A 15,211-nucleotide genomic window follows, 5' to 3' on the forward strand; every position below is an offset into this window, starting at 1 on the left:
GCGGAGCTGACTCATGGCGTATCAATTTGACTTTGTGCCGGTGCTGGCCAACACCGACCTGTTGCTGCGTGGCGCGCTGTTCACCCTTGAGCTGACAGCTATCGGCACCGTTCTGGGCGTGGCCCTGGGTACCGTCGGCGCTGTGGTGCGAGCGTGGAAGCTCCAGCCGTTCGCATGGTTCTTTGGCGTTTACGTCGAGTTGATTCGCAACACGCCGTTCCTGGTGCAGTTGTTCTTCATCTTCTTCGGCTTGCCGTCCCTGGGGCTGAAGATCACCGAGTGGCAAGCAGCCGTGCTGGCGATGGTGATCAACCTGGGGGCCTACTCCACGGAAATCATCCGCGCCGGTATCCAGGCCATTCCACGCGGGCAACTGGAAGCCGCCGCCGCGCTGGCCATGACGCGCTTCGAAGCCTTCCGCCACGTGGTGCTGCTACCGGCGTTGGGCAAGGTGTGGCCGGCCCTGAGCAGCCAGATCATCATCGTGATGCTCGGTTCGGCGGTGTGCTCACAGATCGCCACCGAAGAACTGAGCTTTGCCGCCAACTTTATTCAGTCGCGCAACTTCCGTGCGTTCGAAACATATGCCCTGACCACTCTGGTGTACCTGTGCATGGCGCTGATGATTCGCCAACTGCTCAACTGGATCGGCCGCCGCTTCGTGATGAGGAACAGCCGATGAGTGATTTTTCCTTCTGGGACATCGTGCGCAACCTGGCCATCGGCCTGCAATGGACGCTGCTGCTTTCACTGGTGGCATTTATCGGTGGCGGCGTGATCGGTTTGCTGGTGATGACGATGCGCATCAGCCGCAAAGCCTTCCCGCGCAACCTTGCACGCGCCTACATCGAACTGTTCCAGGGCACGCCCCTGTTGATGCAGCTGTTCCTGGTATTTTTCGGCATTGCCCTGCTGGGCGTGGATATCTCGCCCTGGCTGGCGGCGGCGATTGCCCTGACCCTGTTTACCAGCGCCTACCTCGCCGAAATCTGGCGTGGCTGCGTCGATTCCATCGCCCACGGGCAATGGGAGGCGTCGGCCAGCCTGGCGCTTAACCCGCTGGAGCAATTGCGCTACGTGATCCTGCCGCAGGCCCTGCGCATTGCCGTGGCGCCGACGGTGGGTTTCTCGGTGCAAGTGGTCAAAGGCACCGCCGTAACCTCGATCATCGGTTTCACCGAGCTGACCAAGACCGGCGGCATGCTCGCCAACGCCACCTTCGAACCCTTCATGGTCTATGGCCTGGTGGCCCTTGGTTACTTTTTGCTCTGCTACCCCTTGTCCCTCAGTGCCCGCTACCTGGAAAGGAGACTGCATGCCTCTGCTTAGAATTTCCGCCCTGCATAAGTACTACGGCGATCACCATGTACTCAAGGGCATCGACCTGACCGTTGAAGAAGGCCAGGTGGTGGCGATCATCGGCCGTAGCGGCTCGGGCAAATCCACTTTGCTGCGTACCCTCAACGGCCTGGAGTCCATCAACGACGGCGTGATCGAAGTCGATGGCGAATACCTCGACGCCGCACGCGCTGACCTGCGCAGCCTACGGCAGAAAGTCGGCATGGTGTTCCAGCAGTTCAACCTGTTCCCGCACCTGACCGTCGGCGAAAACGTGATGCTCGCGCCGCAAGTGGTGCAGAAAGTGCCCAAGGCCAAGGCCGCCCAATTGGCCAGGCAAATGCTCGAGCGGGTCGGGTTGGGTGAGAAGTTCGACGCCTTTCCCGATCGCCTGTCCGGCGGCCAGCAACAACGTGTGGCGATAGCCCGCGCCCTGGCGATGTCACCCAAGGTGCTGCTGTGCGATGAAATCACCTCGGCGCTGGACCCGGAACTGGTCAACGAAGTGCTCAGCGTGGTGCGCCAACTGGCCAAGGATGGCATGACACTGATCATGGTGACCCACGAGATGCGCTTTGCCCGGGAAGTCGGTGACAAGCTGGTCTTTATGCACCAAGGCAAAGTGCATGAGGTAGGCCCTCCCCAGGAGTTGTTCGCCAACCCAAGGACCCCTGAGTTCGCCAACTTCATCGGCTCAGTGGAGCAGCCGGGCTGATCAGCTCGAACGTACCCTGCCCCTCAAGCACGGTTTGATGACGCACTTGCAGGGCATCCGACGGCAGGTCGACATGGATTTCGACCTGCGCCGTCAGCCGTTTGCCTTTGACCGCTGCTCCTGCGGCGCTTGCCACCAGGACCTGGCCCGGTAGCAACTGCCCGCCACCATGCTCACCCGCCTGAGGCGCCGCCGCCCACTCGACGGTCAGCCCATCCACCTGGGCATGCCTGAGGTGTATACGGAACCTCCCCTGACGACCAAAACGAAAACCGCTGCCATTGGCTGCTCCGAGAAACCGCAACGCCATCGCTGAAGGCTCTACACACAGTACGCTTAGTTGCAGCGCACGCGTGCCAAGCGCCAAGGTGGAACTATCGGCCGTTTCCTCCCTGCGAATAAGGCCATAGTCGATGCGTGGCTGGCTCACCGATAGCTGGCAGTTGTCAGCCCGCGCGCTCTGGGTCGATAACACTGCACAAAAAAGTACGCCCCCCACACAGTTCAACTTAACGCCCATGGCACACCGCCGATGTCGTTTCATAGAACGTGTCATTATCAGGCTCGGCCGTGGGGGAAATGTTAAGCAGGCAGCGGGAGGAATCCGGCAATGAAACCTGCAGTGCCTGTGAGTCATTCACATCGTTCAGGAAAATCATGCCCTCACCCACCACGCTGGTTACAAAGTGATTGTCCTTGCCGAACACCGAGGCGCCCTGAGGCAGTGGTCGGCCTTGTTCATCGCTTGCCGTGACCAACAGACGGCGCACTTTCAACACATCGAACGCGACGGTATTGACTGACCCTCGGGCCGCAGAAAGCACTTGGGTGCCGTTTTTCAAGTCAACACGTTTAGGCAAGGACTGTGTCTGCACTTCGATACGGCTGCTGGTGTAAGCGGGTAGGCCCGGGATCACCGCTTGCCCGCTGAAATCGGTCCATACCGGACCTTGCGGCGTGTCGATTCTTGCAGAGCCGATATCCCCCACTGACACGATGCCGAACGTGTCCTGCACGGTGTAGGGCGAGAAGGTCACCCCACCTTCGTGAGCCACGACCCCACCTTGCAGTCGCCCGTTGTAGCCAGTGCCCAGCGCGTCGCGGGTGCCTCCCAGACTGACTTGGGTATAACGCGGCATGAAATCGACCTGGCTACGAATAGACTGCTCCCGGGCATTCATGTCGCGCTCGACACCCACCTCGTAGTTCACGTACTCATTGACCCGCTCACTCAGCGCCGTCCCGGCACGAGCGCGCTCCCCGCGGCGACTGATGTAGCTGTTCAGGCGACGATCGCCCCCCAAGGGCACGCTGACCTGCAGCCGCACGGACAGATCATTCTCCAGGTTGGCATCACGTTGGCGGTCACCCCGCGTGGCGTCACGGCGCGCCTGGGTGCTACCGACCTGCGAGTCGGCGATCAACGTGACATCGACGCGGCTGAACGACCGGTTCCATGAAGCAAACACATGCTCACTCGACTGCCCGTCAAATTGAGAACCGTGGGTATAGCCCAGGGAAAACGCACCCAGCATGGGGTCGGCCCAACTCAACGCGGCGGTGTACTGATTTTTGAAGCGTGAATCCAGTTCGTCGACCTTGGTCGCGCGACCCGCCTCCAGAACATCGCGATATCCACGGGTCTGGCGGGTTGCGCTAAGGCTCAGATCCAGGTTGTTGTAGACCGGGCTGTTGATAGACACGCTGCTGCGTGAGCCAGATAGGGCATTACGGCTGTCACGGGACAGGTTATGGCGCACGCCAACGGAAACTCGCTGGAAAAATACGCTGCCCAATGTCCCTCCTGCTGACCAATAGTCATCGGCGCTCAACATGCCAAACCCCGCAGACGAGTCACGCCCCAGCCCCCAGGTACCGCTACCCATCGCAACTACCGGCGTCGGGGACTCCCCCTGTGCATCATCACGTACCTTGCCAAGGGAGAAGTAATAGCCGGGCGCCGCAGGCGCTGCCCCCGCGAAAGAAGCCGCCGGCACCACGAAGTTGCGCCTGGCGCCTTGCACATCGATCAAGCTGACCTCCAGGTCGCTGGTGCCATTGAGCAAGGGCAATCCGGTAAGCCTGAAGGGACCTTCGGGCACCAGCGTGCTGTGGATCAACACACCGGACTGACGCACTTCTACCCGCGACTGGCTCTGGGCCAAGCCTTCTACCACGGCATTGTTGCTACCCGCCGGCGCACGCAACTGGCCATCGGGAGAGAACTGCACACCGGACATTTGGATCCCCCCAAACAGCGGGTTGCTGCTGGAGAGCTGGCCGACCTGGAAAGTCGATTTCAGCGCAGTAATATCCTTCTGGGCATAGGCATAGAGGTGCTCATTGCGGCTTGACCCGTTGTCGGACACATAGAACTGACGGCTGCGAACAATCCAGTCGCCCAGATTGAAGCCCGCCTCGGTGTAGGCTGAAACAAACCGACTGCTCCCTGTGCGCGAGTGGCTGTCGAAGCCCTGCACGTCATAGTTGAACAACCCCGCAGCACCGCCCCGCGCGAAGTGCCCGGACTCCCATTGCGGTTCGCGAAGTGATTGGGTGGGCACGACCAGCGCTACCTCATCGCTGCCCGGCCGCAGACGTATCATCGTCGTCGGGAAAGCACCGAGGAAATCATGGCAGACTCGATCTTCGGTAGGGCCCGCCTGGAAGATGCCATCGGGTTTTACCAGCCCGGCTTTTTCCAGCAACCCCGCGGTGAAACACAGCTGCCCTTGTGAATCAAACCGCGCATCCACCAAGCCGAGCGGGTTCCCATTGACCCGTAACCCGACCACCTGGACACCTTCGCGAAAACGCGTTGCGGTGCGGAAGTAGTCGGAAACCTTCGGGTCAATACCATGGGCGGTCAGCGCGGCGAGGTCGAAGCCTTCGCCCAACTCCAGCGCAGGAACAGCGCCAGGCAGGCTCCACAATGTTGCGACCCCCATCAGCAGCGTGGGACGACGGGGCCACGACAAGGTCATTAATGTGTTGCTCAACAGGTTGGTCATGGGTCGATCAAACCCCATCGGTCTTGATCGAGGCCCTGTAGCTGCCCGCCGAAAACCCGTAGACCGTGGCGGGCTGCATGTCGACGGCAGTCGAACCCTCCAGCGCCCCGTCCACCCTTAATTCGAGCGCTTCGCCTGGCAAAACGTAGGTACGCGGCAAAGTCCCCAGGGTTCCTTGCGGAAACATCCTCACCTGCGGCGCCAGGCGCACGATGTAGGCACTGTCGTTATTAACCGTGAGGCGCCCCCCCACACGCTTCCATGTCAACAGTTCCCACGGGGTGTCATGCACAGGCAAGCCACGTGGGTGCAGGATAAGCGGCAGATTCTGCCGCAGGGTGATACCGATGGTCGCACCGCCCGCAGCACTCGCCTGGGGGATACCCTCGAAGGTCACGCGCTTCAACCGCTGGGTTTTCAGTGGCTCCTTCAGCGTACTGATGAAGCGCACCAACTGGGTTTCACCCGCCTCCACTCGTGTAATGGGGGGTGTCACGATCAATAGCGGCTCCACGTCCTCCGGCACGTTCGCCACGACAGAATGAAGCAACGCCGGCGTCGCATCGGTGTTCTTGATATTTATCGTGGCCTCGCCCTGTTCCTCATAGAGCAAGACCACCGTTGTTTCTGGCAACATACCGTCGGCGGCTGCAACCGGGATAAAACACAACCCCACACTTGCACCAAACACCCACGCACGACTAATTACTGAAAGGCCATTCACTCAGCTTCCCCACACCTTGAAGTTGGCCATATATAGCCAGGCGCTAAAGAACAGCCGATAAGAAATAGACACTTTCCAACCAGCTGTATTTTATTTATTAGTAGATATAACTCAACTCAAGCGTTGCGCGCCCGTCGAGGGTTATGTCACGGCTCAAGTCCAAGTCGGCGCCTTTGTTGATAACCGGCCTAACGGCGATAGTGCCGGTAAGTTGTGAGATCGAGGCTGGAGTAACCGCCGTGCTGCTGCGCCACGAATGCTGACTCGGTGATTGGGCAACTTTGCCATCACCGCTTTGCCAGGCTCCGGTCCCGACCCGCATGATGGGATACAGCGCGGCGGTCGACGACCTGAGGTCCTTGAGGGCGACCGCGAATCCGCCGGTCTTGCGGCCCGAGGTGATGCCCAAGCCATAGTTGTGTGCCTCGGTGTAGCCTGCGCCCAGCACATTGAGAATACCCGGCACCTTGCTGCCAGGCTGCAGGTCGACAAATTTCAGCCCGAAAAGAGTGGGCGTTGTGCCGCAACTGACGGTCAGGGGGGTGGTCTTTTCCGCCAGCGGGTTGAACGCGGTTGAAGACAGCTGACCCGAGGGAATGTTGCCATAGTTGATAATGCCACCGCCGGTCATGCTCAGGTTACAAGCGGCGGGTTTGATAGTGCCCCTGACGATCAGTTCGGCGCTGGTCGAGGCATGGGCATTGAGAGTGGCGGCCACGCAAGCGAGACCAAGAGTCAATCCAACAATTTTTTTCATAGTTAACCTGTCACTGAAAGTTTTCAGGTGTATTTATTTTTGCCTAACCGTCACGAAGCATAAATAAATAACACCACGGCAAAATTGCCGAGTGACAGTCTGTCGCTTTGGCACCTCACTATAGAATAAGACGACACATCAAATACCGTGAGATCGATGAAAATAAACCGTCGGTGGTACGAGCCTCGGCAGTCAGTTTAAATACAAGAGCGAACAAACAATCGACATCATACTTGTAGGCAAAATCATAATTTGCCTTATGACCATCTAAAGTTAAAACTTCCTACATGGCTGCCGACAACTTCAACAAGCGCGAGGAAAGACAGGCTGCATTTCCCACGATATAGCCCTACAGATAGCCTCAGAAAAATTCCCGAAGCACTACGCGTTGGCTCCAGCGGTCGATCGTGGCACGATGGTCAGGTTATCGACCGAGAACCCTTAACCATGCCGCAATCCCAGCCCAAGAATCTGTCCCTGATCGCCGCCATCGACCTGGGCTCCAACAGCTTTCACATGGTCGTGGCCAAGGCCCAGAACGGTGAGATCCGCATCCTTGAGCGACTCGGGGAAAAAGTGCAGCTGGCTGCCGGTATCGACGACGAGCGCCAGCTCAATGAAGAATCCATGCAGCGCGGGCTCGATTGCCTGAAACGGTTTGCCCAACTGATCAACGGCATGCCCCTGGGCGCCGTGCGAATCGTTGGAACGAACGCCCTGCGCGAGGCGCGCAACCGTGGTGAATTCATCCGCCGCGCCGAGGAGATCCTCGGGCACCCGGTCGAAGTCATCTCCGGCCGTGAAGAAGCACGCTTGATCTACCTCGGCGTGTCCCACACCCTGGCCGACACGCCTGGCAAACGCCTGGTCGCCGACATTGGCGGCGGCAGTACCGAATTCATCATTGGCCAGCGCTTCGAGCCGCTGCTGCGCGAAAGCCTGCAGATGGGCTGCGTCAGCTACACCCAACGCTATTTCAAGGATGGCAAGATCACCCCGGCACGCTATGCCCAGGCCTACACGGCGGCGCGGCTGGAGATCATGAGCATCGAGCACGCCCTGCACCGCCTGACCTGGGATGAGGCCATCGGTTCGTCTGGCACCATCCGCGCCATTGGCCTGGCCCTCAAAGCCGGGGGCCACGGCACTGGCGAGGTCAACGCCGAAGGCCTGGCGTGGCTCAAGCGCAAACTCTTCAAGCTGGGGGACGCCGAGAAAATCGACTTCGACGGCATCAAGCCTGATCGTCGCACGATCTTCCCGGCGGGCCTGGCGATTCTCGAAGCGATCTTCGACGCCCTCGAACTGCAGCGCATGGACCACTGTGACGGCGCCCTGCGTGAAGGCGTGCTCTACGACCTGTTGGGCCGTCATCACCACGAGGACGTGCGTGAGCGCACGCTGACCTCGCTGATGGAGCGTTACCACGTCGACCTGGAGCAAGCAGCCCGCGTGGAGCGCAAGGCCCTGCACGCCTTCGACCAGGTGGCCGAGGACTGGGACCTGGAAGACGGCGTATGGCGCGAACTCCTGGGCTGGGCTGCCAAGGTGCATGAAGTGGGCCTGGATATCGCCCACTATCATTACCACAAGCACGGCGCCTACCTGATCGAACACTCGGACCTGGCAGGTTTCTCCCGGGAAGACCAGCAAATGCTCGCCCTGCTGGTGCGCGGCCATCGCCGCAACATCCCCAAGGACAAGTTCGCTGAGTTCGGTGACGACGGCATCAAGCTGATTCGCCTGTGCGTGCTGCTGCGCTTTGCGATCCTGTTCCACCACATTCGTGGCACCCAGGAAATGCCCCAGGTGACCCTGCGCGCCAACGGCGACAGCCTGGATGTGGTGTTCCCGAAAGGCTGGCTGGATGAGAACCAACTGACCCAGGCGGATTTTGGCCAGGAAGCCGAGTGGCTGACGCGGGTGGGGTTCAGTCTGAACCTGCGCTGATCCAACGCAAAGAACACGACAAAACAAATGTGGGAGGGGCTTGCCCCCTCCCACATTTTTTTAGTTCACGGTGAGAATCGGGCTGCCCAACTTCTCCAGCAACGTCGCCTGTGCACTGCGCGGGTTCTGGTTACCGGTCGGCGTGTTGCGCACATAACGGCCGTCCGACTGCAGGCTCCAGCTGTGGGTGTTGTCGGTCAGGTAGCTTTCCAGCTCCTTCTTCACCCGCATGATCAGCTTCTTGCCTTCGACCGGGAAGCACGTCTCTACACGCTTATCGAGGTTGCGCTCCATCCAGTCGGCACTGGAGAGGAACATCTGCTCTTCGCCGCCGTTGAGGAAGTAGAACACCCGCGTGTGCTCCAGGAAGCGGCCGATGATCGAGCGCACATGAATGTTGTGCGACACCCCGACGATGCCAGGACGCAGGCAGCACATGCCACGCACCACCAGGTCGATACGCACGCCAGACTGGCTGGCCTTGTACAGGGCGCGGATGATCTTCGGATCGGTCAGCGAGTTGAACTTGGCGATGATGTGCGCCGGCTTGCCGTCGAGGGCGAACTGGGTCTCGCGGGCAATCATGTCGAGCATGCCCTTCTTGAGCGTGAACGGCGCGTGCAATAGCTTCTTCATGCGCAACGTCTTGCCCATGCCGATCAGCTGGCTGAACAACTTGCCAACGTCTTCACACAAGGCATCGTCGGAGGTCAGCAGGCTGTAGTCGGTGTAGAGCTTGGCATTGCCGGCGTGGTAGTTACCGGTGCCCAAGTGGGCGTAACGCACGATTTCACCGGCTTCGCGGCGCAGGATCAGCATCATCTTGGCGTGGGTCTTGAAGCCGACCACGCCATAGATCACCACCGCGCCCGCCGCTTGCAGGCGGCTGGCCAGTTGCAAGTTGGACTCTTCGTCGAACCGTGCACGCAACTCGATCACCGCGGTGACCTCTTTGCCGTTACGCGCGGCGTCGACCAGTGCGTCGACGATTTCCGAGTTGGCGCCGGAGCGATACAGGGTCTGGCGTACGGCCAAGACATGCGGGTCCTTGGCGGCCTGGCGCAGCAGGTCGACCACCGGAGTGAAGGACTCGAACGGGTGCAACAGCAGGATGTCCTGCTTGCTCACCACACTGAAAATGTTCTCGCTGTTCTGCAGCAGTTTCGGGATCTGCGGGGTGAACGGCGTGTATTGCAGCTCCGGGTGGCTGTCCAGGCCGGTGATGCTGAACAGGCGCGTCAGGTTCACCGGGCCATTGACCTGGTACAACTCGGTCTCGCTCAGGTTGAACTGCTTGAGCAAGTAGTCCGACAGGTGTTTGGGGCAGGTGTCGGCCACTTCCAGGCGCACCGCATCACCGTAGCGCCGCGAGAACAACTCGCCACGCAGGGCGCGGGCCAAGTCTTCGACGTCTTCGGAGTCCAGCGCCAGGTCAGCGTTACGGGTCAGGCGGAACTGGTAGCAGCCTTTTACCTTCATGCCCTGGAACAGGTCATCGGCGTGCGCATGGATCATCGACGACAGGAATACATAGTTATCGCCAGCCCCCCCCACCTCTTCCGGTACCTTGATGATCCGTGGCAACAGACGCGGGGCAGGGATGATCGCCAGGCCGGAATCGCGACCGAAGGCGTCGATACCTTCCAGCTCGACGATGAAGTTGAGGCTCTTGTTCACCAGCAAGGGGAACGGGTGCGTCGGGTCGAGGCCGATCGGGGTGATGATCGGTGCGATCTCGTCGCGGAAGTAGCGGCGCACCCAGGTCTTGATCTTGGTGGTCCAGTGACGGCGACGGATGAAGCGGACCTGATGTTTTTCCAGTTCCGGCAGCAGGATATCGTTGAGGATCGCGTACTGGCGATCCACATGACCGTGTACCAGCTCGCTGATGCGCGCCAGTGCCTGGTGCGGCTGCAGGCCATCGGCGCCGGCTTGCTCGCGGGCGAAGGTGATCTGCTTCTTGAGGCCGGCGACACGGATTTCGAAAAACTCGTCCAGGTTGCTGGAGAAGATCAGCAGGAATTTCAGCCGCTCCAACAGCGGGTAGGACTCATCCAGCGCCTGTTCCAGCACACGAATGTTGAATTGCAATTGTGACAGTTCACGGTGGATGTACAGGCTGCTGTCATCCAGGTTGGTCACGGCGACCACCGGGGCAGGCACGGGCGGCTCGGCCACCACCACAGGCGCAGCGGGCTCGTGCTCCGGCGGGGTCTCGGTGACTTGTTCAACCACCGGGTGAGCGTCTTTTACGGCAACTTCTGTGAGTCCTTCGGTATTCATCGAGTGTTCCTGTGAGGGCTATTGTTGCTCTCTAAGCAATTGTGCAGCGCGGGCGGCGAAGTAGGTCAGGATGCCATCGGCCCCGGCGCGTTTAAAGGCTGTCAGGGATTCTAGGATCACCCCTTCACCCAGCCATCCATTCTGTATTGCAGCCATGTGCATCGCGTATTCGCCGCTGACCTGATAAACGAAAGTCGGCACTTTGAATTCGTCTTTGACCCGATAAAGGATGTCCAGGTAAGGCATCCCCGGCTTGACCATCACCATGTCGGCGCCTTCGGCCAGGTCGGCCGCCACTTCGTGCAGGGCTTCATGGCTGTTGGCCGGGTCCATCTGGTACGAGGCCTTGTTGGCCTTGCCCAGGTTGAGCGCGGAGCCCACCGCATCGCGAAACGGGCCGTAATAGGCGCTGGCGTACTTGGCCGAGTAGGCCATGATCCGCACGTTCACGTGGCCGGCCAGCTCAAGGGCTTCGCGGATCGCCTGGATACGGCCATCCATCATGTCCGACGGCGCAACCACCTGGGCACCCGCGGCAGCGTGGGACAAGGCTTGCTTGACCAGCGCGTCGACGGTGATGTCGTTTTGAACATAGCCGTCTTCGTCAAGAATGCCATCCTGCCCATGGGTGGTGAACGGGTCCAACGCCACATCGGTAATCACCCCAAGCTCAGGGAACCGCTCGCGCAAGGCACGGGTAGCGCGCTGTGCAATCCCTTGCGGGTTCCAGGCTTCGGCAGCATCCAGGGACTTGAGTTCAGAAGGCGTGACCGGGAACAACGCCAATGCCGGAATCCCCAGCTCGACCCATCCTGCGGCTTCTTCAAGCAGCAGATCAATGGTCAAGCGCTCCACACCCGGCATCGAAGCCACCGCTTCCCGACGATTTTCACCGTCCAGCACAAACACCGGCAGGATCAGATCGTTCGTCGTCAGCACGTGTTCACGCACCAGGCGGCGAGAAAAATCATCACGGCGATTGCGACGCAGACGGGTGGCGGGGAACAGGCGATTGGCAGGGGTAAAGCTCACGACAGACTCCTGAGCCCGGGTTTACGGGCGAGCGTTGCAGTTATAAGCGGCCATTATGACGAAGGTATGACAGTTGTGCTTACCGATGCGACCTGTAGTCGCATTCGTCATTTTGGTGGGAATTGTTCACTTCGTGACACATCTCGATACTTTCATGAATCTTCGTGAAGGCGTAGGCTGCGCGTTCATTTCGCCAGCACCCAGACCATGCTTCAACAATTTCTGCATGACTTCGGCTACTTTGCCCTGTTCCTAGGCACCTTCTTTGAAGGCGAGACCATCTTGGTGCTCGCAGGCTTCCTGGCGTTCCGTGGCTACATGGATATCAACCTGGTGGTCGTGGTTGCGTTTTTCGGCAGCTACGCCGGCGATCAGCTTTGGTATTACATGGGCCGAAAACACGGTCGCAAGCTGTTGGCGCGCAAGCCACGCTGGCAATTGATGGGCGACAAGGCCCTGGAACACATTCGCAAGCACCCAGATATCTGGGTACTGAGCTTCCGCTTCGTGTATGGGCTGCGCACTGTCATGCCGGTGGCGATCGGCTTGTCCGGTTACCCACCGATGCGCTACCTGATCCTCAATGGCATTGGTGCCGCGATCTGGGCTGCCGCCTTGGGCGCGGCGGCGTATCACTTCGGCGCCGTGCTGGAAGGCATGCTCGGCAGCGTCAAGAAATACGAGCTGTGGGTATTGGGTGCATTGCTGGTACTGGGCTTCGGCCTCTGGCTGCGCCGCCGCTTCAAGAATGCGCGCATCGCCCGTGAAGCCTGCGCCGAAGCCAAGGCTCGGCTTACCGCCGAGCCCGCCCGGGTCGAAGCCCCTAAGACACCAGTCGAGTAACCTGGCTTCTGCAGCAGTAGAGGCCAATCACGCTGAGCAGGCTGTAACTCAGCAGGCCCAGCCAGCCCAGGTTGCTGGCCGGCCATAACCCGACCAATGGCGCCAGCCATACCAGCGGTACATTCAGCACCAGCCTCAAGAGTTCGGCCTTCAATGCCCATGGCCGGTTCTCCAAGGCCACGCCCAGCGTAAACAGCCCCAGCGCCATGGCGCTCCACCCCAGGATCAGCGCCGGCAAGGGCAAATTTTCGCCGAAATTCATCAAATAGCTGCCAAAACCCACATACGCCGCGAATTGCAGTGCGATGTAGACCTGCTGGCGCACATCCAACGGCACTTCGAATTTGCGGAACTGGCTCAAGTCGTGTTTCGCCAGGGGGTACTTGGCCTTCACATCTGCCGGGCGCCAGCCGGTGCGCATGAACCAGATGCGCAGCTTGTCCCACCGGCTCTCGGTGCGCCGCGCGTCACTCCACAGTTGTGCATAGAACTGCAGGTTCGCCCATAGCGGGTTCCAACTGGCCAACGGCGTGGTGACGCCAAAAATCACCGGCTCATTATCGTCCTCCTCCTGGAAGGTGCCGAACAGCCGGTCCCAAAGAATGAACACCCCGCCGTAGTTGCGATCCATGTAGAGAGCGTTCTGTGCATGGTGGGCCCGATGGTTGGACGGCGTGACGAAAAACCACTCATACCAGCCGAGCTTCGGCACGTGACGGGTGTGCACCCAGAATTGATACAGCAAATTGAGCGAGGCCACGCTGATAAACACCACCAGTGGCACGCCCAGCACCGCCAGGGGCAGGTAGAAGATCCAGCTGAGCAGGAAGCCGGTGCTGGTCTGGCGCAGGGCGGTGCTGAGGTTGTAGTCCTCGCTCTGGTGATGCACCGAGTGCGCGGCCCAGAGGATGTTGCGTTCGTGGCCCATGCGGTGCAGCCAGTAGTAGCAGAAGTCATAGAACACAAAGGCGAACACCCACGTCCAGACACTCTGGGCAGGCAGTTCGATGAGTGCGAGATGCTCGAGGGCGAACGCGTAGGTCAAGAGCCCCACGCCCTTGGTCAGCAACCCCGTGGTCGTCGATAGCACACCGGTGCTGAGGCTGTTGATGGCATCGGCGACCCGGTAGTTGCGCTCGCCGCGCCAGCGGTCGGCAAGCAGCTCCACGACGATCAAGGCGATGAAAAACGGTACCGCGTAAGGCACGAAGTCCATGGTCTGGTCCGGTCTGTTTTTGTTACATCAAGATTAGGTGGAGCCGTGCGAGATCCCATTGGCAACAGATGACAAATTAGTAGACATTTAACGCCAAGAACCCAGGAGAAATGCCCATGAGCAAAAAGATTGCAGTGATCCTTTCCGGCTGTGGCGTATATGACGGCGCAGAGATCCACGAAAGCGTGATCACCTTGCTGCGCCTGGACCAGCGTGGCGCTCACGTCCAATGTTTTGCCCCGGATATCGCGCAATTGCATGTGATCAACCACCTCACCGGCGAAGAGATGCCCGAGTCGCGCAATGTGCTGGTGGAGTCGGCCCGGATCGCCCGGGGCAACGTGAAAGACCTGCGCGAGGCCAACGCCGAGGAGTTCGATGCGCTGATCGTGCCAGGCGGGTTTGGCGCGGCGAAAAACCTCTCCAACTTTGCCGTGGAAGGCGCCGGCTGCAGCGTCAACCCGCAGGTTCTGGAGCTGGCCGAGGCCTTTGCCGAAGCGGGCAAGCCTGTAGGGCTGATCTGCATCTCCCCTGCCCTCGCGGCAAAGATCTACGGCCCGGGCGTGACCTGCACCATCGGCAACTGTGCCGAGACCGCCGCCGCACTGGACAAGATGGGCGCCACTCACCAGGAATGTGCGGTGGAAGATATCGTCGAAGACAAGGCGCGCAAGCTGGTGACCACGCCGGCGTATATGCTCGGCAAGAACATCAGTGAGGTCGCTTCGGGGATCAATAAGCTGGTGGACCGAGTGCTGGAATTGACCCACGAGAACGACTGATGCCCTCCGTGTAGGAGCGAGCTTGCTCGCGAAAAACGTCAACGAAAACGCGAGCACGCAGCAAGAACGCGGTGTTCTCAGGCGCTTCGCGAGCAAGCTCGCTCCTACACAGCCTTCATCAACCGCGTGAGAATGCGGTCCAACGCATTGGCAAACGCCTGCTTCTCCTTCTCCCCGTGAGGCGGCGGGCCACCGCCCATCTGGCCTTGCTCACGCAGGTCAGTGAACAGGTTACGCACCGCCAGGCGTTCGCTCATGTTCGCGGGGCTGAACTCTTTGCCCCGCGGATCGAGCGCCGTGACGCCCTTCTTCACCAAACGATCGGCCAGGGGCACATCGCTGCAGATCACCAGTTCACCGGGCACGGCGTGCTCTACCAGGTAGTCATCGGCCGCATCCGGGCCGCTGGGCACCACGATCAGCTTCACACAGGCAAAGCTCGGCTTGATCTGGCTCTGCCCGGCCACCAATACCACCTCGAACTGGCGCTTGAGGGCAAACTTCACCACTTGGTCCTTGGCTGCGCGCGGGCAGGCGTCTGCATCGATCCACACCCGCAT

Annotated in this window: 14 protein-coding genes; 6 read left to right on the top strand and 8 right to left on the bottom strand. The window is 60.1% G+C overall.

Annotated features, from left to right (window positions below; all coding sequences use genetic code 11):
- Positions 1-13: 13 nt before the first annotated feature.
- Genes ATH90_RS27585 through ATH90_RS27595 form a run of 3 tightly spaced genes read left to right on the top strand, consistent with a single transcriptional unit; the run spans position 14 to position 2,053 of the window.
- Positions 14-682, top strand: a complete 669-nt coding sequence (locus tag ATH90_RS27585; protein WP_034110170.1) for an amino acid ABC transporter permease — start codon at positions 14-16, stop codon at positions 680-682.
- On the top strand, positions 679-1,329 hold the full coding sequence (locus tag ATH90_RS27590; protein ID WP_034110172.1) for an amino acid ABC transporter permease: 651 nt from the start codon (positions 679-681) through the stop codon (positions 1,327-1,329). Before ATH90_RS27585 ends, ATH90_RS27590 begins: the two co-directional genes overlap by 4 nt.
- On the top strand, positions 1,316-2,053 hold the full coding sequence (locus tag ATH90_RS27595; RefSeq protein ID WP_034110174.1) for an amino acid ABC transporter ATP-binding protein: 738 nt from the start codon (positions 1,316-1,318) through the stop codon (positions 2,051-2,053). Before ATH90_RS27590 ends, ATH90_RS27595 begins: the two co-directional genes overlap by 14 nt.
- Here the strand turns inward: ATH90_RS27595 and ATH90_RS29800 are convergent.
- The 4 genes from ATH90_RS29800 to ATH90_RS27615 all read right to left on the bottom strand — a co-directional run bounded on the left by ATH90_RS29800 (position 2,025) and on the right by ATH90_RS27615 (position 6,545).
- On the bottom strand, positions 2,025-2,273 hold the full coding sequence (locus ATH90_RS29800) for a hypothetical protein (RefSeq protein ID WP_342352881.1): 249 nt from the start codon (positions 2,271-2,273) through the stop codon (positions 2,025-2,027). The two genes, ATH90_RS27595 and ATH90_RS29800, sit on opposite strands and share 29 nt — an antisense overlap.
- 289 nt (positions 2,274-2,562) lie before the next feature.
- Complete coding sequence (locus tag ATH90_RS27605; protein WP_280523651.1) at positions 2,563-5,064, bottom strand: fimbria/pilus outer membrane usher protein; 2,502 nt, start codon at positions 5,062-5,064, stop codon at positions 2,563-2,565.
- A gap of 7 nt (positions 5,065-5,071) precedes the next feature.
- A complete protein-coding gene (locus ATH90_RS27610) occupies positions 5,072-5,788 on the bottom strand; it encodes a fimbria/pilus chaperone family protein (RefSeq protein WP_098467556.1) in 717 nt (238 codons plus the stop codon).
- A 97-nt stretch (positions 5,789-5,885) separates the two neighbouring features.
- The gene (locus ATH90_RS27615) at positions 5,886-6,545 is read right to left on the bottom strand and encodes a DUF1120 domain-containing protein (RefSeq protein ID WP_034110177.1); all 660 of its coding nucleotides are present in this window, start codon (positions 6,543-6,545) and stop codon (positions 5,886-5,888) included.
- Between the two features lie 447 nt (positions 6,546-6,992).
- Between ATH90_RS27615 and ppx the strand changes: the two genes are divergently transcribed.
- Positions 6,993-8,495, top strand: coding sequence for an exopolyphosphatase (ppx, locus tag ATH90_RS27620; RefSeq protein ID WP_069078533.1), 1,503 nt, complete (start codon positions 6,993-6,995; stop codon positions 8,493-8,495).
- A 60-nt stretch (positions 8,496-8,555) separates the two neighbouring features.
- Here the strand turns inward: ppx and ppk1 are convergent, their stop codons facing one another.
- Together ppk1 and hemB are read right to left on the bottom strand one after the other, a co-directional pair.
- Positions 8,556-10,778, bottom strand: coding sequence for a polyphosphate kinase 1 (gene ppk1, locus ATH90_RS27625; protein WP_034110181.1), 2,223 nt, complete (start codon positions 10,776-10,778; stop codon positions 8,556-8,558).
- An 18-nt stretch (positions 10,779-10,796) separates the two neighbouring features.
- Positions 10,797-11,810, bottom strand: a complete 1,014-nt coding sequence (gene hemB, locus ATH90_RS27630) for a porphobilinogen synthase (RefSeq protein ID WP_034110183.1) — start codon at positions 11,808-11,810, stop codon at positions 10,797-10,799.
- A 207-nt stretch (positions 11,811-12,017) separates the two neighbouring features.
- Between hemB and ATH90_RS27635 the strand changes: the two genes are divergently transcribed.
- Positions 12,018-12,653: a DedA family protein gene (locus ATH90_RS27635; RefSeq protein ID WP_098467557.1), complete on the top strand. Its 636-nt coding sequence runs from the start codon at positions 12,018-12,020 to the stop codon at positions 12,651-12,653.
- Here the strand turns inward: ATH90_RS27635 and ATH90_RS27640 are convergent.
- Positions 12,634-13,869 carry a sterol desaturase family protein gene (locus ATH90_RS27640; RefSeq protein ID WP_034110187.1) on the bottom strand — a complete coding sequence of 412 codons (1,236 nt, stop codon included), beginning with the start codon at positions 13,867-13,869 and terminating at the stop codon, positions 12,634-12,636. The genes ATH90_RS27635 and ATH90_RS27640 overlap by 20 nt on opposite strands.
- 116 nt (positions 13,870-13,985) lie before the next feature.
- On the opposite strand from ATH90_RS27640, the gene elbB reads away from it, so the two are divergent.
- Positions 13,986-14,651, top strand: a complete 666-nt coding sequence (gene elbB / locus ATH90_RS27645) for an isoprenoid biosynthesis glyoxalase ElbB (protein WP_098467558.1) — start codon at positions 13,986-13,988, stop codon at positions 14,649-14,651.
- A gap of 104 nt (positions 14,652-14,755) precedes the next feature.
- On the opposite strand, the gene ATH90_RS27650 is transcribed toward elbB, so the two are convergent.
- Entirely contained in the window at positions 14,756-15,211 is a 456-nt protein-coding gene (locus ATH90_RS27650; protein ID WP_098467559.1) for a YaiI/YqxD family protein, read from the bottom strand.

This window comes from Pseudomonas lurida, assembly GCF_002563895.1.
Taxonomy (GTDB): Bacteria; Pseudomonadota; Gammaproteobacteria; order Pseudomonadales; family Pseudomonadaceae; genus Aquipseudomonas; species Aquipseudomonas lurida.